General features: G+C 67.7%; 24 protein-coding genes. 12 read left to right on the top strand and 12 right to left on the bottom strand.

What is annotated here, in order from left to right; all coding sequences use genetic code 11:
- Positions 1–91 precede the first annotated feature (91 nt).
- The 3 genes from ACVN9Z_RS28725 to ACVN9Z_RS28715 form a co-directional block, all read right to left on the bottom strand.
- A complete protein-coding gene (locus ACVN9Z_RS28725; protein ID WP_006386483.1) occupies positions 92–463 on the bottom strand; it encodes a tRNA-binding protein in 372 nt (123 codons plus the stop codon).
- A 58-nt stretch (positions 464–521) separates the two neighbouring features.
- On the bottom strand, positions 522–2150 hold the full coding sequence (locus tag ACVN9Z_RS28720) for a PQQ-binding-like beta-propeller repeat protein (RefSeq protein ID WP_024069891.1): 1629 nt from the start codon (positions 2148–2150) through the stop codon (positions 522–524).
- 181 nt (positions 2151–2331) lie between these two features.
- The gene (locus ACVN9Z_RS28715) at positions 2332–2502 is read right to left on the bottom strand and encodes a hypothetical protein (protein ID WP_162838314.1); all 171 of its coding nucleotides are present in this window, start codon (positions 2500–2502) and stop codon (positions 2332–2334) included.
- Positions 2503–2973: 471 nt separating this feature from the next.
- Here ACVN9Z_RS28715 and ACVN9Z_RS28710 point away from each other — a divergent pair, with 471 nt between their 5' ends.
- From ACVN9Z_RS28710 to ACVN9Z_RS28700, 3 genes are all read left to right on the top strand, one after another.
- A complete protein-coding gene (locus ACVN9Z_RS28710) occupies positions 2974–3168 on the top strand; it encodes a hypothetical protein (protein ID WP_006386486.1) in 195 nt (64 codons plus the stop codon).
- A gap of 29 nt (positions 3169–3197) precedes the next feature.
- Positions 3198–3683 carry an N-acetyltransferase family protein gene (locus tag ACVN9Z_RS28705; RefSeq protein ID WP_458212935.1) on the top strand — a complete coding sequence of 162 codons (486 nt, stop codon included), beginning with the start codon at positions 3198–3200 and terminating at the stop codon, positions 3681–3683.
- 123 nt (positions 3684–3806) lie between these two features.
- On the top strand, positions 3807–4439 hold the full coding sequence (locus ACVN9Z_RS28700) for an FMN-binding negative transcriptional regulator (RefSeq protein ID WP_026384422.1): 633 nt from the start codon (positions 3807–3809) through the stop codon (positions 4437–4439).
- Here the strand turns inward: ACVN9Z_RS28700 and ACVN9Z_RS28695 are convergent.
- Positions 4399–5679 carry an MFS transporter gene (locus ACVN9Z_RS28695; RefSeq protein ID WP_458212934.1) on the bottom strand — a complete coding sequence of 427 codons (1281 nt, stop codon included), beginning with the start codon at positions 5677–5679 and terminating at the stop codon, positions 4399–4401. The genes ACVN9Z_RS28700 and ACVN9Z_RS28695 overlap by 41 nt on opposite strands.
- Positions 5680–5766: 87 nt before the next feature.
- Here ACVN9Z_RS28695 and ACVN9Z_RS28690 point away from each other — a divergent pair, with 87 nt between their 5' ends.
- The 3 genes from ACVN9Z_RS28690 (at position 5767) to ACVN9Z_RS28680 (ending at position 7761) form a co-directional block, all read left to right on the top strand.
- Positions 5767–6507, top strand: a complete 741-nt coding sequence (locus ACVN9Z_RS28690; RefSeq protein ID WP_006386490.1) for an ArsR/SmtB family transcription factor — start codon at positions 5767–5769, stop codon at positions 6505–6507.
- A gap of 105 nt (positions 6508–6612) precedes the next feature.
- A complete protein-coding gene (locus ACVN9Z_RS28685) occupies positions 6613–7263 on the top strand; it encodes a hypothetical protein (RefSeq protein WP_006386491.1) in 651 nt (216 codons plus the stop codon).
- Positions 7264–7488: 225 nt separating this feature from the next.
- Positions 7489–7761, top strand: coding sequence for a hypothetical protein (locus ACVN9Z_RS28680; protein WP_006386492.1), 273 nt, complete (start codon positions 7489–7491; stop codon positions 7759–7761).
- 42 nt (positions 7762–7803) lie between these two features.
- Here ACVN9Z_RS28680 and ACVN9Z_RS28675 read toward each other — a convergent pair whose 3' ends face one another.
- The 3 genes from ACVN9Z_RS28675 to ypfJ form a co-directional block, all read right to left on the bottom strand.
- Entirely contained in the window at positions 7804–8571 is a 768-nt protein-coding gene (locus ACVN9Z_RS28675) for a DUF1828 domain-containing protein (RefSeq protein ID WP_006386493.1), read from the bottom strand.
- Positions 8568–9104 (bottom strand): hypothetical protein, encoded by a 537-nt coding sequence (locus tag ACVN9Z_RS28670; protein ID WP_006386494.1) that lies wholly within the window; start codon positions 9102–9104, stop codon positions 8568–8570. The genes ACVN9Z_RS28675 and ACVN9Z_RS28670 overlap by 4 nt, the downstream gene beginning before the upstream one ends.
- A 180-nt stretch (positions 9105–9284) precedes the next feature.
- A complete protein-coding gene (ypfJ, locus tag ACVN9Z_RS28665) occupies positions 9285–10139 on the bottom strand; it encodes a KPN_02809 family neutral zinc metallopeptidase (protein ID WP_006386495.1) in 855 nt (284 codons plus the stop codon).
- A gap of 89 nt (positions 10140–10228) precedes the next feature.
- Here ypfJ and ACVN9Z_RS28660 point away from each other — a divergent pair, with 89 nt between their 5' ends.
- From ACVN9Z_RS28660 to bamC, 4 genes are all read left to right on the top strand, one after another.
- Entirely contained in the window at positions 10229–10855 is a 627-nt protein-coding gene (locus ACVN9Z_RS28660; protein ID WP_006386496.1) for an L-threonylcarbamoyladenylate synthase, read from the top strand.
- Positions 10856–10916: 61 nt separating this feature from the next.
- The gene (locus ACVN9Z_RS28655) at positions 10917–11564 is read left to right on the top strand and encodes a site-2 protease family protein (protein WP_006386497.1); all 648 of its coding nucleotides are present in this window, start codon (positions 10917–10919) and stop codon (positions 11562–11564) included.
- Between the two features lie 87 nt (positions 11565–11651).
- Positions 11652–12557, top strand: coding sequence for a 4-hydroxy-tetrahydrodipicolinate synthase (dapA, locus tag ACVN9Z_RS28650; protein WP_458212933.1), 906 nt, complete (start codon positions 11652–11654; stop codon positions 12555–12557).
- Positions 12558–12574: 17 nt separating this feature from the next.
- On the top strand, positions 12575–13699 hold the full coding sequence (gene bamC / locus ACVN9Z_RS28645; protein WP_006386499.1) for an outer membrane protein assembly factor BamC: 1125 nt from the start codon (positions 12575–12577) through the stop codon (positions 13697–13699).
- Positions 13700–13902: 203 nt separating this feature from the next.
- Here the strand turns inward: bamC and ACVN9Z_RS28640 are convergent, their stop codons facing one another.
- From ACVN9Z_RS28640 to mutS, 3 genes are all read right to left on the bottom strand, one after another.
- Complete coding sequence (locus tag ACVN9Z_RS28640; protein WP_006386500.1) at positions 13903–14130, bottom strand: hypothetical protein; 228 nt, start codon at positions 14128–14130, stop codon at positions 13903–13905.
- A gap of 217 nt (positions 14131–14347) precedes the next feature.
- Positions 14348–15541 (bottom strand): ribosomal protein uL16 3-hydroxylase, encoded by a 1194-nt coding sequence (locus ACVN9Z_RS28635; protein ID WP_238876765.1) that lies wholly within the window; start codon positions 15539–15541, stop codon positions 14348–14350.
- Complete coding sequence (gene mutS / locus ACVN9Z_RS28630) at positions 15538–18210, bottom strand: DNA mismatch repair protein MutS (RefSeq protein WP_429927940.1); 2673 nt, start codon at positions 18208–18210, stop codon at positions 15538–15540. The genes ACVN9Z_RS28635 and mutS overlap by 4 nt, the downstream gene beginning before the upstream one ends.
- Before the next feature lie 169 nt (positions 18211–18379).
- On the opposite strand from mutS, the gene ACVN9Z_RS28625 reads away from it, so the two are divergent.
- Complete coding sequence (locus tag ACVN9Z_RS28625) at positions 18380–19669, top strand: tyrosine-type recombinase/integrase (protein WP_458212932.1); 1290 nt, start codon at positions 18380–18382, stop codon at positions 19667–19669.
- Here the strand turns inward: ACVN9Z_RS28625 and ACVN9Z_RS28620 are convergent.
- Positions 19666–19914 carry a helix-turn-helix transcriptional regulator gene (locus ACVN9Z_RS28620; RefSeq protein WP_082884045.1) on the bottom strand — a complete coding sequence of 83 codons (249 nt, stop codon included), beginning with the start codon at positions 19912–19914 and terminating at the stop codon, positions 19666–19668. The two genes, ACVN9Z_RS28625 and ACVN9Z_RS28620, sit on opposite strands and share 4 nt — an antisense overlap.
- A 182-nt stretch (positions 19915–20096) precedes the next feature.
- Positions 20097–22115: a DNA cytosine methyltransferase gene (locus ACVN9Z_RS28615; RefSeq protein ID WP_458212931.1), complete on the bottom strand. Its 2019-nt coding sequence runs from the start codon at positions 22113–22115 to the stop codon at positions 20097–20099.
- 62 nt (positions 22116–22177) lie between these two features.
- On the opposite strand from ACVN9Z_RS28615, the gene ACVN9Z_RS28610 reads away from it, so the two are divergent.
- Complete coding sequence (locus ACVN9Z_RS28610; protein ID WP_458212930.1) at positions 22178–22768, top strand: hypothetical protein; 591 nt, start codon at positions 22178–22180, stop codon at positions 22766–22768.
- Position 22769: the final 1 nt, after the last annotated feature.

Below are 22769 nucleotides of genomic sequence, written 5' to 3'. Positions count from 1 at the left end.
ATGTCCGACATTCACGCGACCCTCGGCGGGCATTTGCCGCGATCAGGCCGGCAGGCAGGGCTTCGGAGAGCGGGAGCTTGTGCGGGTGCGGTCAGGTGAGCCGGGCGCCATTGGGGACATCGAGCTCGGGCGTCACCAGCACGGTGTCGCCGGCGTCGTCGGCCAGGCCCAGCACCAGGACTTCGGAGCGCACCGGACCGACCTGGCGCGGCGGGAAGTTGACGACGCCCAGCACCCGTTTGCCGGGCAGCTGGTCCAGCGTGTAGCGGCCGGTGATCTGCGCCGAGCTTTTCCGCACGCCGACGCCGGCGCCGAAGTCGATGGTCAATTTATAGGCCGGCTTGCGCGCTTCGGGAAACGCGTCGGCGGCGACGATGGTGCCGACACGGATGTCGACTTGCATGAAGTCGTCGAAGCTGATGGTGGCGGCGGGCGGGGTGTTCGGGTCTTGGGTGTAGTGCATGGCTCGGCGTGACGAAGGGAATGGAACGGGGCCGGCCCGAAGGCCGGCGACAGGCCCATCATGCCAGATCGAGGTTGCCGTCCGCGCCGGTCCTGGCGGGCAGGTCGGCCAGCCTGGCCAGCGCGATGCGGCCGTCCAGCGTGCCGATCGCGAGGATGCCGTCGCGCGCCGCCATGGCGTAGATCACCGTGGCGATGCCGTCCAGGCGGACCTTGGCCGACAGGCGCAGGTCGCCGGTGCGGGCGTCGATCAGCATCAGGCTGCCGTCGAGGAAGGCCGCCGTCACCAGGCCGTCGGCCAGCACGATGGCGCTGGCCGACGCCGGCGTGGCATGGCGCCAGCGTTCCTGGCCGCGCGCCAGGCTCTTGCGGTAGATGAAGCCGCGGTAGGCGCCGTCGACCGTGGGCGAATAGTGCTTGCCGGCGATGACGACGCCCGCGCCGAGGGCGTCGTCGACGTAGGCGCCGCGGCATTCCATGGCATGGCTGGCCGGCGTGCGATCGGGCTTGAGCACGGGCCAGAGCCGTTCGATGCGGCCGTCAGGGTGGACGATGCACAGGTACTTGCCCTCGTGCGAGCCGGGCGGGGTGCCTTGCAGCGCGAACAGGCAGGGGGCGCCGTTGATGCCGATGTAGTGGTTGAAGCAATCGTAATGGCCGACGTCCAGCCGCTGTTCGCGGGCCAGCGCCGGATCCAGCAGGATGTCGGCGGCGCCGCGCGCGCGACTGCCGACGCGGTCTTGGCGGCCCAGCAGGCGGCCATCGGCGTCGACCGAGAATGTGTATGCGCCGCCGGCGTAGTCGCGCGCCGCCGCCAGTTGCCCGTCGCGCAGCACGTACAGGCGGGAATCGCGCCGGAAAATGTCGGCCGGATCGGGGGGCGCCAGCGCGTGCACCGTGACCGCCGCCGCGGGCAGGATTTCGCTGCCGCGGCCGCCGCCTTCGTGGCGCGACAGCAGCTCGCCGTTGCGGTCATAGCGGTCCAGCAGGCAGGCGTCGTGGGTGGCGCCGAGGGTATCGGCGTCGAGCCAGGCGAGGTCCCAGATCGCGCCGCGCAGGCCCAGGTCGGGCAGGCCGGACCAGTCGGCCAGGCGCGTGACCGCAAGGCCATCGTCCGGCGGCGTGGCGTCGACCATGGCGGTGGTTTCGTCGAGGTCGAGCGCGGCGGGTTCGCCGGCGCGCCAGGCCGCGTCGGAATCATCGATCCGTATCCGCAGCAGCGTATCCGCGGCCGGCGCGGCGCGGTCGTCGTCCTCGTCCCAGGATTCATCCCATGGACGGACCCAGGCTTCGAGCTGCCCGGCATCGTCCAGGTAGCGGCAACGGACCACTTCCGGGACATGCAGGCAGGGACGGCGGCTGCGGCCGTCGGCCCAGTTCCAGATGACGAGGTCGCCTTCGAACAGATAGCCGCCATCGTAGCTGCCCGCGCCGATCGCAATCGCGGGCCGGGTGGGATGGAAGGCGACGTCGTTGACCGGCAGGCGCAGCGCGTCGAAGGTGGCGAACGGCGCGGCCTCGCCGCGGCGGTACAGGCCGACACGGTAGCGCAGGGTGGCGCCGCCATAGACGGCGCGCGCGCGCGGATTGATCAACAGCGGAAAGGCCGAGGCCACCGCCGCGAGCTCGCCGTCGGGACTGAAGAACACGGCGGTGATCTTGCCGGCGCCGCGCAGCGCCGGATTCATGAACGGGTTCACGATGGGCGGGGGCCGCGCGCGTCGATGCGTGGCGCGGCCGGACGTTTGGGGCCGCGCATGCCCGCGCCGGGGCGGCGGCAGGGCGGGACGATGGCGGGCGCGGGCATGGCGGATGCTGACGGCGTCAAGGGTGTGTCACATCAAGGGGGCGCGTCACGTCAAGGGCGTGTCACGATTTGGCCGCGCCGGCCGTGGCCGCGGGTTTCTTGGCGCGAGGCTTGGCCGTGGTGGACGGCTTGCCCGCGGGGGGCGCGTCGAATTCCTGTTTGTTCCGTTCGCCCCGCGGGGTGTTTTCCGGGTGGGGTTTGGGGAACGCCCAGGGTTTGGTTTTCTGATCCATTGCTTGTACTCCTTGCACAGGCCGAACAGTAGCATTAGCCGTGCCAGCGAGTAAGTGAGGGTTGACGTCAATATTCATCGCTTCGTGAGAGAGGACGCGGCAAGCGCGGATGGCCGGGAAAGGCGGCCACGTGGCGGGCTGGCTGACATACGACCGCGGCGGCGGCGCCGCGTTCACTCATGGGAGGCGTTTTATCCGGTATCGAATCGGGCCGCGCGATCGTTCGCGGGCGGGGTGGGTGGCGTGCATGGCCCCTGCGGGCCGCGGCCGCGCGGCCGCGATTTCGCGGGGCTGTCCGGCGTTGCCATCGTGCACGGACGGTCCGGATGCGCGAATTTTACCGTGTCGCCGCGCTCGGCCAAATGCAGCCATCCCGCCACGCATCGGACTCATCCATTTGCGTCGCTGAATGAATCACCGCAGCCGGCGCCAGCGGGGCTACGATCGGGGTGTGCACATAGGGAGGGAGCTATGGACACGACCAAGGAATGGTACGCCGCCGTCAAGGAATGGCAGCGCGCGCGCGACGAATTGACCGCCGCCGTCGCCGCCATCAAATGGCCCGATCCGACGTCGGCCTGTCTGGCCACATACGACCGCGCCTACGCGCATGAGACCGCGGCGCGCGAGCGCATGAACCAGGCCTACGAGCGCGTCCGACGATGACGGGCGGCGCGGTTGCTACACTGCCGCGCATGACGCAAACCCCGAACACCCTGACGATCCGGCTGGCGCGCCCCGACGATGCGGCGGCGCTGGAAGAGATATTGACCGCGACCTACGAAGGCACTTGGCGGCCGCAGATGACGCCCGAGAAATATCGGTATTTCCTGGACAGCGGCAAGATCCCGCGCTATGTCGCCGAACGCGGCGCGCGCTTTTACGTGTGCGAAGCCGAAGGCCGGGTGGCGGGCATGGTGGACTGGGAAAAGAACTTCATCTGGGCGCTGCACGTGCATCCGGCGATGCAGCGGCGTGGCGTGGGCGCGGCGCTGCTGGCGCTGGCCGAGGACGGCATGCGCGGCGCCGGTTTCGGCCAGGCGCGGCTGGAAACCGATACCTTCAACATGCAGAGCCGCGCGTTCTACGGCAAGCAGGGCTATGCCGAGATCGACACCTATCCCGACGAGGAATGGGACAGCGGTTTCACCACGGTGCTGCTGGTGAAGGCACTGGCCTGACACGGACGGCGCGGCGGAGGGCGGCGCCACGTTGTGGCTCCATGAATTGATGGCTGGATGGCTCTGGCAATGGGGCCAGGGCGGCGCTATGGTGTGTTTTTCCTCCAGCCAGCCATTGCCGCCATGTACCTGCCGTCCGCCTTCCGCGAAGACTCGCTCGATATCCAGCACGACTTCATCCGCGCCCATCCCCTGGGGGTGCTGGCCACCAGCGGGGACGGCGGGCTGATGGCCAACCACATTCCCTGTCTGCTGTATCCCGAAGGGCCGCGGGGCGTGCTGCGCCTGCACATGGCGCGGGCCAATCCGCAGTGGCGGGAGCTGGCCGACGGCGCCGAGTGTCTGGTGGTGTTCCACGGCGCCCAGGCCTATGTCACGCCGTCCTGGTACGCCACCAAGGCCGAGACCCACAAGGTGGTGCCGACCTGGAACTTCGTGGCCGTGCACGTCTGGGGCACGCCGCGGATCCATGACGATCCGGCCTGGGTGCGCGCGCAGATCGGCGCCTTGACCGACGCGCAGGAAAAGGCGCGGGCCCAGCCGTGGCGCGTCGAGGATGCGCCCGACGATTTCATCGCCGCGCAGATGCGGGCGATCGTCGGCGTGGAAATCGCCATCACGCGCATCGAGGGCAAATGGAAGGTCAGCCAGAACCGCAACGCCGCCGACCGCCAAGGGGTGGCGCAGGGGCTGGCCGACGAGCAGGGCGACGCCGTCATGGCCGGCCTGGTGGCGCGTCGCGGCGGGCTGGACTGAGTCCGCGCCGCCAGGCCGCGCCGCGGCCCCATGCCAGGCAGGCGATCGCGGCGGCTTGCAGGCAGGCCGCCACCGCCAGGAATGCGAACATCGATTGGCCGTCCTGGCCGGCCATGGCGCGCAGCACGCCGAACACCGCCGGCGCAAACGCATAGGCGCCTTGCGACACGGCGACGATCAGCGGCACCACGCGCAAGGCGTCCTCGCGGCCGAATTCGCTCTGCGCGATCAATGGCGGCAGCGACGTGGCGTTGCCGATGCCGGCGCCGAACAGCAGCACGCCGGCCCACACCGCCCAGGCGTGGTCCGCCGCCAGCATCAGGACCAGCGAGCCGAGGATCTGTGCGCCATACGATACGCAGGCGACCTTGCGGCGGTCGGCGGACGGCGGCATCAGCCAGCCCACCAGGCTGCGCCCGGCGATGGCGCTTGCAGTGGCCAGGCCCATGGCGATGCCGGCGGTCTGCGCGCCCAGCAGTGGCGCCAGCAATGACAGCAGGTGGGCGATCAGGCCGATCTGCGCGAACAGGCCCAGCGCCATGCCGGCGCCCAGCGACAGGAAGGCGCGATCGCGCCACAGGCGCGGCACCGGCGCCAGCGTGGCGGCCGCGGCCGGTGAGTGCGGGTCGGGCGCCACGCCGTCCGGGTGCTGGCCCAACTGGCGCGGCGTGACGGCGAATACTTTGCGCGCCAGGATCGCCATCACGATGACCATCGTCGCGCCGATCCACCAGGCCGCCTGCGCGAAACCGTAGCCGGAAATCAGGAAGACCCACAGCGGCGAAAACACGATGCCGCCCACGCTGGCGCCGTTGTAGGCCATGCCGAGCGCGGCCGGGCGCCGTTTGACGAACCAGGGCGCGATCAGCGCATTGACCGCCGCCGCGCCCAGCGTCACCCAGCCCATGCCGGAGAACAGCGCGGCCGCGTACAGCTGCCACGGCGCCGCCGCGCGCGCCCAGCCCGACACGCCCAGCGCCAGCGCAACGGCGCCCGCCAGGGTCACCGCCGGCACGCCCCAGCGCCGGTACAGGCGCGGCAGATTGGCCACGATCAGCGTGCCGCACAGGAAGTGCAGGCTGACCGCGGCCGAGACCAGCGCCACGCTCCAGCCGGTGCGCTGCACCACGGCGTGCAGGAAGACCGGCGGACCGTAGAAGCCCACGCCCCAGCCGAAGACGGCCAGCACGAAGGTGGCGTAGAGAACTTTCCAGCCGAAGAAAACCGGGGTGTCGCGCATGGCGGTGGCCGGCGGCGCCGGCTGTCTTGTTGGGATGACTCGCAGTATGCTTGTGCCTGTACACAACACTTTGGCCGGGACCGAATCATGGAATCCGAGTTCGCCGATATCAACCTGTCCGCCGTCGCGGGCGCCATCGCCGATCCGGCGCGGGCGCGCATGCTGTGCGTGCTGCTGGATGGCCGCGCCCGCACCGCCACGGAACTGGCCGCGGCCGCGGATATCGGCGCGTCCACGGCCAGCAGCCATTTCCAGCGCCTGCGCGAGCAGGGCCTGGTGGAGCAGGCGGCGCAAGGCAAGCACCGCTATTACCGGCTGGCCAATGCCGAAGTGGCGCGCGCGCTGGAAGCGTTGCTGGTGGTGGCGGGCGCCGAGCGCGCGCCGTTCAAGCCCAACACGCCATCGGCGCTGCGCGAGGCCCGCACCTGTTATGACCACATGGCGGGCACGCTGGCCGTGCGCGTCCATGATGCGATGCTGGCGCGCCAATGGCTGGCGGCCGATGGCCGCGACTATGTGTTGACGCCGCTGGGCGAGGCCTCGCTGGCACAGGTCGGGGTGGATGTGGCGCAGGCGCGCCAGCGCCGCCGCCGCTTTGCCTGCCCCTGCCTGGACTGGAGCGAGCGCCGCTCGCACCTGGGCGGCGCGCTGGGCGCCGCGCTGCTGGAGGCGTTGTTGCGGCGCGGCTGGGTCGACAAGGACCTGGACTCGCGCGCCTTGTCGGTCACGCGCAAGGGCGCGCGCCAGTTCCCGGCGTTTTTCGGCATGCCCGGGGAGGCGGCCGCCGACGCGGTGGACTGGAACCTGACGGGCGGCCACGCCGCCTAGGACCATTTCGAGGCGGATTTTCATCGCACCTCCCGCGGACCGGCAGGTCGCGGGCGGGCGCACATCTTTTTTTCATCGGGCATTTGCCCTGTACAGGAGGTGGCCTTGCCTACGCTGGCCCTGCACGCTTTCCGCCGCGCCTTGCCTATCGCGACGGAACTGCGCATCGACGTCAATCACGCTCCGCGCGAAGTGGAGACCGAACTCGATGCCATCCACGACCGCATGAATCGTCCTTCGGACCGCTTGCATGGATTGCCGGAGGTTCAAACCGACATCCCTGGCATGGTGCTTCGCTACCGCGAGGCCGATGGCGAGTATTACGTGTATGTGGTGGACGCGCGGCGCGGCCGGCTGGCGGGCTACACGGTGTTCAACCGGCTGATCGAAGTGGGGCGGCGCGCCGATCCCTACGTGCGCGCGCCGCATTCGAAGTACGCCGCGCCCTACCAGGGCATGGGGCTGGCCACCGCGGTCTATCGCTGGGCCCTGGACGCGGGGCTGTGCATCATGAGCGGGGCGCGCCAGTCGGTCGGCGCGCATCGCCTGTGGCTGGGGCTTGCTCGCGATTATCCGCTGGGCTATGCCGACCTGCGGCGCAAGCGGCTGACCTACCTGGGGCCGGCGGTGACGCCGCAGGTGCTGGGCGATCTGCACACCCGCATGTTCCTGCTGGGCCGGGGCTGGACCTTGCCCGACTACCTGCGGGCCACGGGCATGCAGCCCCCCGATAGTGCGCTTTCGCAACAGCTTTAGGGAAATCCCCGGGACGGATCGACGCGGCCCCGGCCGGGCGCGGGTCGCGTCCGGCTGTCAGCCGCGTCCTGCCTGCCTGTCGGCGTGGCGGGCAGGCCGCCAGGGAAACGGGGACGCAATTAGCGCGGTGCAACAATGTTTCTATCGGATGCCTGGGTTACAAAACTTATCCGAACTGTCATGAACAGGCGCGGTATGCTGGGTCGCAGATAGAGGGCATCCGAAGTGCATCAGAACAACTTGATCTACAAGGGATACCGGCTGACGGCCAAGGTGTCCCGGGGCGCGGGCGATGAAGTCCAAGCGTTGCCGAGCGGCCCCGTTTTCATCGCATCGGTCATGGTGGTCCAGGCTGGCGCCGTGCTGGAAGGTGGCGACGAATATCCCGTGCCACGCTTTGCCGAAGGTGGTTTTGTCTTCAGTCCGCGCGAAGCGGTGCATGCCGCCATCCTGCACGGCCGCGAAATCGTCGACGGCCTGACCAACATGCCATCCTGACGCCGCCGGCCGGCGCTGATGGGGCGCGGTCCGCGGCGGCGGCTATTCCGCGGCGAACACCGCCCGCCAGTCGCGGGTCTTGGCCAGCGTCAGCACGCTGGCCGACTGTTCCAGGATGGTCACGGCTTTCCTGAGTTCCTCGGCCGACGCGCCATCCTCCAGGATCACCATGCGCGAGTTGCGCGCATCGGCCATTTTCACGTCCGACATCTTGCCGTGGGTCTGGTAGACCTGCGTCCAATCCATTTTCTTGCCCGCCTTGAGCGCGATCGGTTCGATGTAGGTCAGCGCGGTGCTGCCCGCGGCGCGCACGGCGAAGGCGAAGTCGGCGGTATGGCCGCTGCTGCCCTTGGCGCGCGCGCCCTTGACCATGCGATTGGGGCCGACCCCGGCCGCCAGCGCCCGGCCGACCTGGGCGCGAAAGCGCAGCTGGCTGAAACGCGGCATCCACTTGGCGCACTGGAACGACAGCGCCATGGCCAGCTTGACCGCGTCCCACAGCGCTTCCTGCAACTGCTCGTTGGGGCCGCTGGCGACGATGGCGCCCGACTTGTCGAAGTGCGCCAGGCTCACGCCCGGCGTTTCGTTGAGGATGTCGATCCGCTTGGGCGCCAGTTCGATGCCGTAGCTGGAGGCATGCATCGCGGTTTCACAGGCGTCGGTGAGATAGAACGACGTGTCGTCCGGATGGGCGATGAAGAACGCCGCGTGCTGGCCGTCCAGGCCCAGCGTCATCGGCGAGATCGCGCGGATGGCGTGCTCGCCCGCCGGCAGGACGGTCCAGCCGGAGGCTTCCAGGAAATTGCTCATAGGATCAGTTCGATTTGTCGGCCTTTGAGGGGATGCGCGAAACCGCCGGTCAGGGTCAGGTTGGCCCTCGGCAGGAAGTACTGCATCAGCTCGGCGATCGTGTGCAGGGCGGGCACGATGGGTTCGGCGTAGCCTTCGCCTTCGTCCACCCAGATGTGTTCGTGGCTGCGGTCCGCCAGCGGCTTGCGGTATTGCGGCCGGCCTTCGCCCACCAGGCTGGTGTGGAAGGAGTCGTCGGTGTCGACGCCGAGGACGCGGTGCGGGCCGACGAACAGGCTGGCGCAGAACGCCTCGGCCAGGAAAATGGTGGCCTGGCCGTGCACGTCGGTGCGGGCGCCGCGGTAGGTGGCGCGGAAGATCACGTCGTCGCGCACTTCACCCTTGATGCGGCAAGGGCTGGCGAACTCCATCCACTGGATGCTGGTGGCGGCCGGCTTGGGGATCCAGGTGATCGGCTTGACGGTTTCCTTGGGCTCCGCGAGGATTTCTTGCACCTCATCAGCGGTGATTAACGGTTCGAACTTGTTGGCCATGGAACGGATCTGGTGTCTGGAAATGCGCCGCCGGGCCGCCCAGCGGGAAAAGCCCCCTTGCGGGAGCTCTGGCCCGCGCTTGGTCTGCGCGGGGGCGTAATCTTACAAGATGAAGACGCCCTCGGTCCGCGCGCTGTATGGATATACAGGCGCAATGGCGTCGCGGCCGGCACGCCGGGGCTACAGCGAGCTGGCGGCGAAGGTATCACATTGCTTGAGCTCGCCGCCTTCCAGGCCGCGCTTGAACCAGCGCACCCGCTGGGCCGACGAGCCGTGGGTGAAGGCGTCCGGCACCACGTAGCCCTGGCTCTGCTTTTGCAGCCGGTCGTCGCCGATGGCGGTGGCCGCGGCCAGCGCTTCCTCGACGTCGCCGCCCTCGAGGATGTTGCGGGCGGCGTTGGCGCGTTGCGCCCACAGGCCGGCGAAGCAGTCGGCCTGCAGTTCCATGCGCACGGACAGCGCATTGGCCTGCGACGGGTTGCGGCGGCGCAGGTTGTCGACCTGGTCGGAGATGCCCAGCAGGTGTTGCACGTGGTGGCCGACCTCGTGCGCGATGACGTAGGCCTGGGCGAAATCGCCGGGCGCCTTGAAGCGGTTCTGCAATTCGTCGAAGAACGCCAGGTCGATGTAGACCTTGCTGTCGCCCGGGCAGTAGAACGGCCCCATCGCCGCCTGGCCGGTGCCACAGGCCGTGGGCGTGGCGCCACGGAACAGCACCAGCTTGGGCGGCACGTACTGGCGGTTCAGGTCCTTCTGGAAGATGGCGCTCCAGGTGTCCTCGGTTTCGCCCAGCACCTTGGCGACGAAGCGTGCCTGCGGGTCGTTGGCGGGCGGCCGGGCGGCCGGCCCCTGTTGCTGCTGCGCCGGCGGGCCTTCGGCCATCTGCAGCACCACGCTGGGATCGACGCCGAAATACATGGCCACCAGGGCCAGCACGATGGTGCCGATGCCAATGGTGCCTCGGCCGCCGATACGCGGGCCGCTGGCGCGGCGGTCTTCCACGTTGTCGCTTTCGCGGGAATCGTCCAGGCGCATACTGTGTCTCCGGGCGGGCCGGCATGGCCGCCATGTGTTGCCGTGGCCGCCCATGGTGAAGCGGCCTTCAAGAGTGTTAGGATAAACCCATGGCTCTCCATTTAGATATCCACCCCGCGAATCCCCAACCGCGCCTGCTCAAGCAGGCCGCCCAATGGCTGAACGACGGGGGCCTGGTGGCGGTGCCCACCGATTCCAGCTACGCGGTGGTCGCGCGCCTGGACGACAAGAACGCGGCCGACGGCCTGCGCCGCCTGCGCGGCCTGGACGAGCGCCATCACCTCACGCTGCTTTGCCGCGACCTGGCCGAGATCGGCCACTTCGCGCGCGTCGACAACCGCCAGTACCGGCTGCTCAAGGCCGCTACGCCCGGCCCCTGGACCTTCATCCTGGAAGCCACCAAGGAAGTGCCGCGGCGCGTCTCGCACCCGTCGCGCAAGACCATCGGCATCCGCGTGCCGGATCACGCCGTGATGCTCGGCCTGCTCGAACAGATGGGCGCGCCGCTGCTGTCCACCACCCTCATCCCGAAGGACGAGACCGAAGCGTTGAACGACGCAGAGGACATCCGCGAGCGCTACGCCCACGAGCTGGCCGCCATCATCGACGCCGGCGCGTGCCCGCATTCGCCGACCACCGTGATCGACCTGACCGGCGCCGAGCCGGTGGTGGTGCGCGTGGGACGCGGCGACCCGGCCACGCTGGGCCTGGCCTGAAGTCACCGCCGCGCATGGCCCCCCGGCGCGGCCACGCGGGTCCTCTACAATCCGGTTCGCCATGAACGAGATCATCCAAACCATCGCGGTCTACGCGATACCGGTCATTTTCGCCATCACCCTGCACGAGGCCGCGCATGGTTATGTCGCGCGCATGTTCGGCGATCCGACGGCGTACCAGGCCGGCCGCGTCAGCCTGAACCCGGCGCGCCACATCGATCCGATCGGCACGCTGCTGGTGCCGGTGGTGATCCTGCTGACCTCCAAGCTGCTGGGCAGCCCGGGCATGCTGTTCGGCTGGGCCAAGCCGGTGCCGGTGGATTTCGGCCGCCTGCGCCGTCCCAAGAAAGACATGCTGTGGGTGGCGCTGGCCGGACCCGCCGCCAATCTGCTGATGGCCATCCTGTGGGTGTTTTCGCTGCGCCTGTTCCTGGAATCGGGCATGCAGGAGAGCTTCTGGTTCGAGATGGCGATGGCCGGCGTGCAGGTCAACCTGGTGCTGATGGCGCTGAACCTGCTGCCGATTCCGCCGCTGGATGGGGGACGCATCCTTTTCAGCCTGCTGCCCAACCGCCTGGCCTGGCAATACTCGAAAATCGAGCCGTATGGGCTGGTGATCGTGGTGGTGCTGCTGGTGACCGACGTGCTCTGGATATTGATGCGTCCGGTATTGGCTTTGGGAACGACGATCGTTCAGTGGTTCCTCTAGGATTTTGGCCAATATCCGTTAAACTCAGCGGTTTCACTGATTCTGGCCCTGGGGCATCCCGCCGTGGGGCTTTGGAGCCCCACATTTATGGCATCCCCTGCAACCGCCGCAGGCGTTAATTTCCAGGGCAGCATGGTGGCCCTCGTCACCCCGATGCAGCCCGACGGCAGCCTGGACTACGCTGCCTACCGGTCGTTGATCGATTGGCATATCCAGGAAGGAACCGATGCGCTGGTGGTGGTGGGCACCACCGGGGAATCGCCGACGGTTTCCATGGAAGAACACGCGGAACTGATCCGCGTGGCGGTCGAGCATGCGGCGGGCCGCATCCCGGTCATTGCCGGCGTGGGCGCCAACTCCACCGACGAAGCCATCCACCTCACGCGCCACGCCAAGGCGGTGGGCGCGCAGGCCGGCCTGTCGGTGGTGCCGTACTACAACAAGCCCTCGCAGGAAGGCCTGTACCGCCACTTCCGCGCCATCGCCGAAGCCGTGGACCTGCCGACCATCCTGTACAACGTGCCGGGCCGCACCGTGGCCGACATGAGCAACGAAACGGTGCTGCGCCTGGCGCAGGTGCCGGGCATCATCGGCATCAAGGACGCCACCGGCGACATCGCCCGCGGCGGCCTGCTGTTGCGCGAGGCACCGGCCAGCTTCCAGGTGTTCAGTGGCGATGATCCCACCGCCGCCGCCCTGATCCTGCTGGGCGCGCGCGGCAACATTTCGGTGACCGCCAACGTCGCGCCCAAGCTGATGCGCGACCTCTGTGCCGCCGCCCTGGCGGGCAATGTGCCGAAGGTGCGTGAACTTAATGCGCACCTGGCCCGTCTGAACAAGGCTTTGTTCGTTGAAGCCAATCCTATTCCCGTCAAGTGGGCGCTGGCCGAAATGGGCCGCACCGCACTGGGCTACCGGTTGCCGCTGGTGGAACTGGGCGCACCGCGCCACGAAACGGTGCGTCGCGCGCTCCAGGAAACGGGCCTGCTCTAAATATCGTGAGGATACGTATGAACAAGCGTCATGCCGGTCTGTCGGCATTGATGTCTCTGGTGTTGTTGGCCGGCTGCAGCGAGGTCAACCAATTCCTGGGCAATGAAGAGTCCGTCAACTACAAGAGCGCCGTCACGCAACGTGGCGAGCCGCTCAGCATCCCGCCCGACCTGACCCAGGCCGCCAGCGATCCGCGCTACCGCGCGCCGGCGTCGGGCTCGACCACCTACTCGCAATTCCAGCAGCAGGGCCAGGCCCAGGCCAACGCGCCCAAGGCCAGCAACGTGCTGCCCAACCGCCAGGACATGCGCGTCGAACGCGACGGCGACCTGCGCTGGCTGGTGGTCGACCGCGCGCCCGAGGACGTGTTCCCGCGCCTGGTCGACTTCTGGACCGAAAACGGCTTCACCGTCGCCAGCAACAATCCGGCCGCCGGCCTGATCGAGACCGACTGGGCGGAAAACCGCGCCAAGATCCCGGAAAGCTGGCTGCGCCAGGCCCTGGGCGCGGTGCTGGAATCGGCCTGGGACAGCGGCGAGCGCGAGAAATTCCGCACCCGCGTCGAACGCGTCAACGGCCACACCGAGATCTACGTCAGCCACCGCCAGATGCTGGAAAAGCGCGTTGGCAACGACGGCTCCCAGGTGCAATGGCAGAATGGCAAGGAAGACCCGGGCCTGAACGCCGCCATGCTGGCGCGCATGATGGTCTACCTGGGCACCGACGTCGACAACGCCCGCAAGCTGGTGCAGCAGGCCGAGGCCGCGCCGCAGAAGCCCGCGGTGCAGCAGGACGTCCGCACCCAGGGCGCCGCCCTGATCGTCAGCGAGTCGTTCGACCGGGCCTGGCGCCGTGTCGGCGTGGCGCTGGATGGCGGCGGTTTCTCGGTCGAGGACCGCGACCGTTCCGCTGGCGACTACTACGTGCGCTACGTCGACACCGACACCGGCGAGAAGATCGACCAGCCGGGCTTCTTCAGCCGCATGTTCTCGGGCGACAAGAAGGCCGAGGCGCCGCAGTACCGCATCCATCTGGTCGGCAGCGGCGAACAGACCACCGTCACGGTGCTGGATGCCAAGGGCGAACGCGACAACAGCGCCACCGCCCAGCGCCTGCTGAGCGTGCTGAAAGACAAGATGTGATCCACATCCCCGGCGAGCGCCTCGGCGCTCGTATGGACCCGGAAAAGGCCCCTTGCGGGCCTTTTTCTTTGTGCGCGGGGCTGGCGCTCATCGGCCGCCGGACAAAGGGCATGGCCGTGGCGCGGCAGCTGCGCGCAAACAAAAACCCCGGCGCGAGGCCGGGGTTTTTGTTTGCCGTGATCAGCGCGGGGGTTGTTCGCTGATCAGGAGGCGGGCGTGGTCGAGCCGCCAGGGGTGGTCGAGCCACCGCCGGGCGTGGTGCCAGGCGTGGGGGCCGGGGCCGGCGAGGTGGCCGGCGGCGTGCTCGAGGGCGCCGGGGTGCTGGCGCCCGGCGTGGGGTTGTTCGCGGGCGCCGGGGCATCTTCCTTCTTGTTGCACGCGCTGAGCGACACCGCCAGCACCGAGGCAATAATCAAGGTTTTGCTCATCATTTTTAGACTCCTGTAGATGACGACTCTTGAAACCCCGTCAGGGGAAACCAGAATCCAGGCTACAGGAAGCCGTAAGCGATGCGAGTGTGAAAGTTAAAAAGGTCGCATCCCAACGGCAACAAACCTTTCCGGGCGGTGTGTTGTCTTGCTTTATGTGACCCTGCGCACAGACCTCATTGCGTTCTGTGCAAGATGGATACGCGCAGGTGTCTGGATACTACGAGGCGACGTAATGCAGCCAGCCGGAGTCGAGCCAGTCCGCCAGGCATGCGCGGGCCTCGTCGGACAGGCGCGCGCAGGCCGGATCGGCGCAGTCCAGGCTGCGCGCGTCGGCCAGCTTGCAGAGCGCGGGCGCGGCCGGCGTCATGGCGGTCTCGCCGTTGATGAAGAGCTGTTTGCCGCGATAGAGCATGCGGCTGCGGCGATCCAGCACCAGCCTGCCGCTGGCGGGCCAGTCTTCTTCCAGGTCCACGTCCAGCCCCTCGGGGCCGTCGAACACGCTGAGGTTGCTGGGCTCGGTCAGCCAGCAGCCCAGGAAGCGCGAGGCCAGCGCGTCGTCGAAACGCAGCTTGCCGACGGTGTCGAGCGTGGCCTGCACCAGCGCATCGGGTACCTGCGCCGGCGTGGCCACGGCGGCCTGGGCCGGATCGCGGTACACGGCCGACAGCCTGGGGCCAGGCAACGCCGGCTCGCCATAGGGACCGCCCAGCAGCCCGACGCGCGCCATCACCTGGTCGGCGGCGGCCTCGAGCAGGCCGCGCGCCAGCGTGGCTTGCGTGGGGGCCCGGAAACCGATGGAGATGGTCATGCAGCCGTCGCCCGCGGCGATGCCGTCGTGCGCGGCCTGCGGCGGCAGGTAGAGCATGTCGCCGGGCGCCAGCAGCGCTTGTTCCTCGGGCTGGAAATGGCTGAGGATCTTGAGCGGCAGGCCGGGTTCGAGCGACAGGTCCTTCTGACGCCCGTAGCGCCATTCGCGCTCGCCGGCCGCTTGCAGCAGGAATACGTCATAGCTGTCGAAGTGCGGACCGACGCCGCCGCCATGGCTGGCGATGCTGATCATCACGTCGTCCAGGCGCGCGTCCGGGATGAAGCGGAACTGCTGCATCAGCTCGGCCGCGGCGTCGCTGTGCAGGTCGACGCTTTGCACCAGCAGGGTCCAGTCGCCTTCGTTGTCCTTGGGCAGGCGGGCGAAGGGGCCGTTTTCCATCTGCCATTCGCCGTTCTCGCGCCAGATCAGGCGCGATTCGACGTCGTCGCGGCGCGCCAGCTTCTTGATCGCGGCGATGGTGACCGGCGGCTTGAAATCCGGGATGGCCTGGCGGATCAGCAGCGGCTTCTTCTGCCAGTAGCGGCGCATGAAGTCGTTGGGGCTCTGGTTGCCCAGCAGCGGCAGGGGGTGGTCGAGGTTCATTGCAGGTGCTTCTTCAGGCGGTAGAGGGCGTCCAGCGCTTCGCGCGGGGTCAGGCTGTCGGGGTCGATGCCGGCGAGCTCCTCGCGCAGCGTGTCCAGCGCCTCGATGGCGTCGGCGCGGTCGGCTTCGGCATAGGCCTGCGCGTCGGCGTCGGCCGCGGCCGAGAACAGGCCGAGCTGCGGCGTGGGCGCGCCTTGCGCCTCGAGCCGTTCGAGTTCGCGGGTGGCCTGGCGGATCACGGCGGCGGGCACGCCGGCGCGCTGCGCCACCTGGATCCCGTAGCTGCGGCTGGCCGGACCTTCGCGCACTTCGTGCAGGAACACGATGCCGCCGGCCGATTCGGCCGCGGCCAGGTGCACGTTGGCCGAAGCCGGTTGCTCGGCCGGCAGGCGCGTCAGTTCGAAATAGTGGGTGGCGAACAGCGTCAGGGCGCGGTTGTGCGCCAGCAGGCGGCAGGCGATGGCCCACGCCAGCGCCAGGCCGTCGTAGGTGGAGGTGCCACGGCCGATTTCGTCCATCAGCACCAGGCTGTTGGGCGTGCTGGCCGCGAGAATGGCGGCGGCCTCGGTCATCTCCATCATGAAGGTCGAGCGTCCGCCGGCCAGGTCGTCGGCGGCGCCGATGCGGGTGAAGATGCGGTCGATGCGGCCGATGCGGGCGCGCGCCGCCGGCACGAAGCTGCCGATGCGCGCCAGCAGCACGATCAACGCCACCTGCCGCATGTAGGTCGATTTACCGCCCATGTTCGGGCCGGTGATGAGCAGCATGCGGCGCGCCGGATCGAGGCGGCAGCCGTTGGGCGTGAAGCGCTCGATGGCCTGTTCGACCACGGGATGGCGGCCGGCGTCGATATCGATGTCGGCCTGCTCGGACAATTCGGGGGCGATCCAGTCGTGCCGCCGCGCGTGTTCGGCCAATGCCGCCAGGGTGTCCAGTTCGGCCAGCGCGCCGGCGCAATCGGACAGCGGGCGCACGTGTTCGGCCAGCACGTCCAGCAGCTGCTCGAACAGCCACTTTTCGCGCGCCAGCGAGCGGTCCTGCGCCGACAGCACCTTGTCTTCCCAGGTCTTGAGTTCCGGGGTGATGTAGCGTTCGGCGTTCTTGAGCGTCTGGCGGCGGCGGTAGTCTTCCGGCACCTTGGCGGTCTGGCCCTTGGTGACCTCGATGTAGAAGCCGTGCACGCGGTTGAATTCGACGCGCAGGTTGCTGATGCCGGTGCGCTCGCGTTCGCGCGCTTCCAGTTGCACCAGGAAGTCGCCGCCGTCGGCGGCCAGGGCGCGCAGTTCGTCCAGTTCGGCGTCAAAGCCCGTGGCCAGCACGCCGCCGTCGCGGATCGCCACGGCCGGCTCGGCGGCGATGGCGCGCACCAGCAGGGCGGCCAGCGCCGGGTCCACCGACAGGTGCGAGATCAGGTCGTTCAGCCGCGGCGATGCGGCCATCGGCGCGACCAGGTCGCGCAGCGCCGGCAAGGCTTGCAGGGCGTCGCGCAGGCTGGCCAGTTCGCGCGGACGCACCGAGCGCAGCGCCAGCCGCGCGGCGATGCGTTCGATGTCGGGAAAGGCGTTGAGCGCGCCGCGCAGTGTCTCCAGCAGGCCGGCCGAGCCGAAGGTCTGTTCGACGTCCATGCGGCCGGCCAGCAGCGTCGAGATGGCCTGCTGGCGGGCCTGGGCCGGGGCGTTGTCGCGCAGCGGATGGTGCAGCCAGCGGCGCAGCAGGCGGCTGCCCATCGGCGTGCGGCAGCCGTCCAGCAGCGAGAACAGCGTGGGCGAATCCTCGCCCGACAGCGTCTGCGTCAGCTCCAGGTTGCGGCGCGTGACCGGATCGAGCAGCACGAACTGGCCGGGCCGCTCGGCCGACAGGCTCTGCACGTGCGCCAGCGCCTGCGACTGGGTGCGGGCGGCGTAGCGCAGCAGCGCGCCGGCGGCGCAGATGCCGGCCGGCATGTCTTCGATATCGAAGCCGGCCAGCGTGTCGGTCTTGAAATGCGCGAGCAGGTGCGCGCGGGCGCCGTCGCTTTCGAAGTGCCAGTCCGGCACGCGCGAACGGGCGCCTTCGAACGGAAAGTCGAATTCGGCGCTGTCGGCGCAGACGATTTCGGCCGGGGCGATGCGGTGCAGTTCGGATTCGAGCTGCGCCGGCGCGCATTCGGTGACGCGGAAGTCGCCGCTGGCCAGGTTCAGCCATGCGAGACCGGCGCGCGGCGCGCGCGCATTGCCGGTGACGAACACCGCGGCCAGCGCGCGGTCGGCCTTGGCCGGCAGCAGCGCGTCGTCGGTCAGCGTGCCGGGGGTGACGATGCGCACGATGCGGCGCTCGACCGGGCCCTTGGAGGCCGCGGGATCGCCGATCTGCTCGCAGATGGCGACGGACTCGCCCATCGCCACCAGCCGCGCCAGGTACTGCTCCATCGCGTGTACCGGCAACCCGGCCATGGGGATGGGCGTGCCGTTGGACGAGCCGCGCTTGGTCAGCGTCAGGTTGAGCAGGCGCGCGCCGCGTTCCGCGTCTTCATAGAACATTTCATAGAAGTCGCCCATGCGGTAGAACAGCAGCAATGGGCCGGCCTCCGCCTTCAGGCGGAGGTATTGCTGCATCATGGGGGTGTGGCCGGAAAGCTGATCGTCCATTTCAGCCTGTGATTTGGGCTTCTTGCCTTGTGCTACTTGCATTTCCACGGGGAAAGTTGGGTGAGTCGTGTTGCTTATATGGCCCAGCAACGCCCATCAAAACCTGCCAACACTTGCCGGTTTGGCGTAGGTTTTGGTTGGGTCGAATTGAGAAGTTACGCCGCTTGGGATAGGATTCTCGCAAAAGTTACGCCAGAGAATCCACTGCCCTATGCAATTCGACGCCCGCGCCGCCAAGCTGCTTGAACCAGGCCGACACCTTACCATTGATGGCTACCCCGGGCTGCGCCTGGAGGCTACCGCGACCACAAGAACCTGGATCTACCGATACAAGAGTCCGGTGAACGGCAAGATGCGCCAGAAGAAGCTGGGGCGCTGGCCAGCAATGTCAATTGCCGGTGCTGTGGTCGAGTGGGAAAAACTACGCCAGCAGCGCGAGGCAGGTGTCGACGTGGCGGTAGAAGCCAAGGAGCAGCGCCAGGCCGCCAAGGCGGCCGTCGTGGCGGCCCAGGAGAAGGCGAAGGGGGCGTTGACGGTGAAAGGCGCCTGCGACCTGTACCACGCCGGGCATATCAAGCAGCATCGGAGCCTGAAGGGGCAGGTTGAAATCGCGCGAACTTTCCGCACGATGTTGGGCCCGCTTGCCGACATGCCCGCTGAGTCCGTCACGCGGGCTGACGCTTTCGCTCTGATCGAATCGTTCGCCCACATCCCGGTGCAGGCTCAGATCCTGCGGCGTGAACTGGGAGCGGCCTGGGACTATTGCCACGACGCGGGCAAGCTGCCCGAGACTGTGCCGAACTGGTGGAGGGCGATCCTCCGGGGAAAGCTGAAATCGAAAGGGAAGGCGATCAACGGCAAGAAGAGTGGCGTCAAGAAGCGCGTGTTGTCGCCGACAGAGGCAGGGGAGTTGATCCCCTGGTTGCCTAACTTTTCGCGCGACGTGGAGGATTTCTTGACGCTATATCTCTGGACTTGCGCCAGAGGGGCCGAGATCGGAGCGATGGAGGCCGAGGAAATCTCGGAAGAAGCTGACGGTCTGTGGTGGACCGTGCCTAAAGAGAAAACGAAGAATGCGAAGCGCGCAGAGGCCACGGATTTCCGCGTCCCGCTGGTTGGCCGCGCCGAGCAGGTAGTCAGGCGTCGGAAAGCGGCTTACGGGAGCGGCTACCTGTTTCCGTCCTACGGAAAATCCGGCCGCTGGGAGCAAAAGTCGGTCCAGACGCGGGTTTACTACCACCAGCCCTATAGCGAAACGTCGCCGCACAGGAAGCGCGTCCGCTTGACGGTAACCCACTGGTCACCCCACGACTTGCGGCGCACGTCGCGCACGTTCCTGGCTTCGCTGGGGTGCCCGCGTGAGGTGGGCGAGGTGATATTGGGGCACATGCTGCCCGGCGTGGAAGGGGTATATAACCGGCACGCCTACGACAAGGAAAGGCGAGATTGGCTCGGCCGGCTGTCGACGTATCTGGAAGAGTTGGCTGCCGGTCGCGCCTAACTGGCTTCGACGGTCTTGGCCTTGCGGGCTCCGGTGTTCTTCGGGGGCAGCAGTTCGGAGCGAGGGCGGCTGAGCGCCCAGTCCATGATTTCTGAGTAAAGGTAGCCGACGCGCCGACCGGACAACTCACGGGGGGCGGGGAATTCTCCCTTGGTGACCATGCTTTGAATGGTCGATTCTGCGAGGGTGGTGATGGACGCCGCCGTGGGCAGGTCGACGTACACAGGCTCAATTCGAAGCTCCATGTTTCGTTTCTCCAACAGAGAACGGCGGCCGCTTTTCAGTGGACGCCGTTCATGTGGTCAGTAGATTGGGGTGAGCGGTTAGCGGTAGCCGCCGGGGCGCCTGGTGCGATGCGGAGACAGCACCAGGCCGGCGACGGCGCTGACAGCGAGCGCCGCCGCCAGGGCGAGTAGGTAAAGGGCGGTCATGCTGGAACCCTGTTCAGCTTGGCGTCTTGGCGGGACCAGGCGGCCATTTCGGGAAGGTTGGCGCGGACAAGGGCGGCCGCCAGCGGCGGGCACACGCTGTTTCCGCACATGCGCACCTGGGCATGCTTGGGCAGGCGCCGCCCGTTGATCACGGGTGCGATGACGTAGTTGGACGGGAAGCCTTGGGCCGCATAGAGTTCGTGCGGCTCAAGCATGCGCATACCAATGTCCGCGATCTGGTATTCCTGGCCTGCGACTGTGACCAAGCCCATGCGGTCCTTGGTGGGGATGGTGTGCATGGGCGCCTGAATGTTCTGATCCTGCCCGCCCTGACCGTAGTACTTCACCAGGAAGGCGCGGACCTCCCCAATGTGCGTGCCGCTGGCCGTGACCGTGGCGACGGGTTCGCCCGCGTCGCTGCCGGTGCATTCGCCGCGCATCTTGACCAGATTGGAGGTAACCACGCAGGTGTCAGCCTTGGCAGTGAGGGTCTGCGCCGGTTCCTCGATCCCGCGGGGGCGGCTTTGACCCGCTCGGCCGCCGCAGCCAACCAGTTGCGCCGTTACCAGGGCGTGGTGGTCCGCCGTCGTGACGGTGTGGCTGGGACCGTCCAGGGGCGCGCCTGCGCCGTCGTAGTGGCCGCCGTAGTGCTTCGCCATGAACGCACCGACAAGGGCGTGTTTGGTGCCCTGGGCCGTCACGGTGCCGAGGGGGCGGCCCAGGTCGAGCGATCGCGGCGCCTGGCCCGGGGCTTCGCCGTATCCCATCTGGACCAGTGTGGGCGCGACTACCGCGAAATGGCCGCCCTTGACCTCGGCGCACTGGGTGCGCAGCGGCTCGTCGGCCGGGAAGTTGCGCTGCGTCGAGCCGTTCGCGTGTTCCGTCAGGTAGGGCATCACCACATGGCTGTGGTTCTCGGTGGTAAGCGTGTTGAACGGGGACTCGACGGCCTTCGGCTTTGCCGAGTACTCGGGCCCACCGGCGCCGACCAAATAGGGGACCACCACGCCCATTGCGTTGCCGGTGCCGGGCCGTGCCTGCTGGCCGCCTGCGGTCACGGTGTGCAGCGGTTCGTTCAGCGTGGATCCGACAGCACCCGCGCGGAACTTCGTGACGTGGGGGACTGCAATGCCCGATCCGAGTTTGGCGGTCAGGGTGTGCATGGGCTCGGCGAGGTCTTGACCCCGGAAATCCTGCCCGCCGTGGTTGACCTTGACGATGAACGGATTGGCCGACTCCAGCACGTAGCGCCGAATGCCGCGCGCGATGCGCCGCAGCGTAGCTTCGGCAAGGGGCTTGGGGCGTTCGAAGATCGAGGGGCAGGGGATGGACCAGTCGATGCACTCGGCCGCCGTCTTCCAGGGCTTCAGGCGGCCGGCCTGGACCTCGGGCGAGTCCGGGGCGCCATGGGTCGGCGCCGGCCAGACGATGGGGTTTCCATCGCATCGGGCGATCATGAACAGGCGCTTTCGAATCGTTGGGGCGCCATAGTCGCAGGCCCGCAGCTCGCGCGTTTCGACGGCGTAGCCCTTCTCCTGCAGCTGATGCACGAAGGACCGGAACGTGGCGCCCTTGCGCTTCGGGCAGGGCTGTCCGTTGTCCAGCAGCGGGCCCCAGGTTTTGAACTCTTCGACGTTCTCCAGCATGATCACGCGGGGGCGCGCCCAGTGCGCCCAGCGCAGGACAACCCACGCCAGCCCCCGAATCCGCTTTTCACGGGGCTTGCCGCCCTTGGCCTTGCTGAAGTGCTTGCAGTCGGGCGAGAACCACGCCAAGCCCACGGGGCGGCTTTGGACAGCCTGGGCGGGGTGAACGTCCCACACAGACTCGCAGTAGTGCTTGGTCTGCGGGTGGTTCATCTGGTGGAGGGCGACCGCTTCAGGGTCGTGGTTGATGGCGATATCGACGCAGCGGCCGAGGGCCATTTCGATGCCAGTAGAGGCGCCACCGCCGCCGGCGAAGTTGTCGACGATGATTTCGTTGTTGATGTCCAGTACGAACTGGTCGCGGATCATGCGGGAACTCCTGGATGATGAGGTACGATCACCGTCGAAAAAAAAAGCGACGGAGGTGGGAAATGTTCAAGTTGGCGCTAGGGATGGTCAGCGCTGTATTCACGGGGCTGATGTGGGGAATCGTGATTGCTTCAGCCAACACTTCCGCGAAGTGGTGGGAGGCTGCCAGTGCTGTTGGTACGGTGGTAGCTGCCGTGGGAACGGCTGGCACACTGGGATTTTTGGTGTGGCAAAACTACCACCTTAGAAATGAACAAAAATTGCAGCGCCTAATGCAGGAATACGTCGACGCCGACAGCCTTATCCGCCACATGGTCCGATTGAGACGCATTGGAAATTGCGTAAATGGACCTGGTTTGGCCTCTCAATTGAGCGCCTTGGAAGAGCTTTGCGAGCAGATTGACTCTGCAAAATCGCGGGTCTCTGGACAGCCCGGCGCGGCGCTGTATTTGGATGGCCTTGAATGCGCTATCACAATGCGGGATGCGGCAAAACTAACAGAGAGGGATCTGACTTTGCCGAATTTGATTCACCACGTAGCCCATATTGATGCAGTAGCAAAAGAGCGCTGGTCACGCGCCGCTTCATGGAGAGGCGAAGTGAGCGCGAAAGTGCAAAAGCTGGGCGGTAGTATTCCTGGCGTGAACCTTTGAG

Source organism: Achromobacter sp. KK8, from assembly GCF_054188005.1.
The sequence above is the reverse complement of the archived record's forward strand: the minus strand, read 5'-3'. Positions and strand labels throughout refer to the sequence as shown.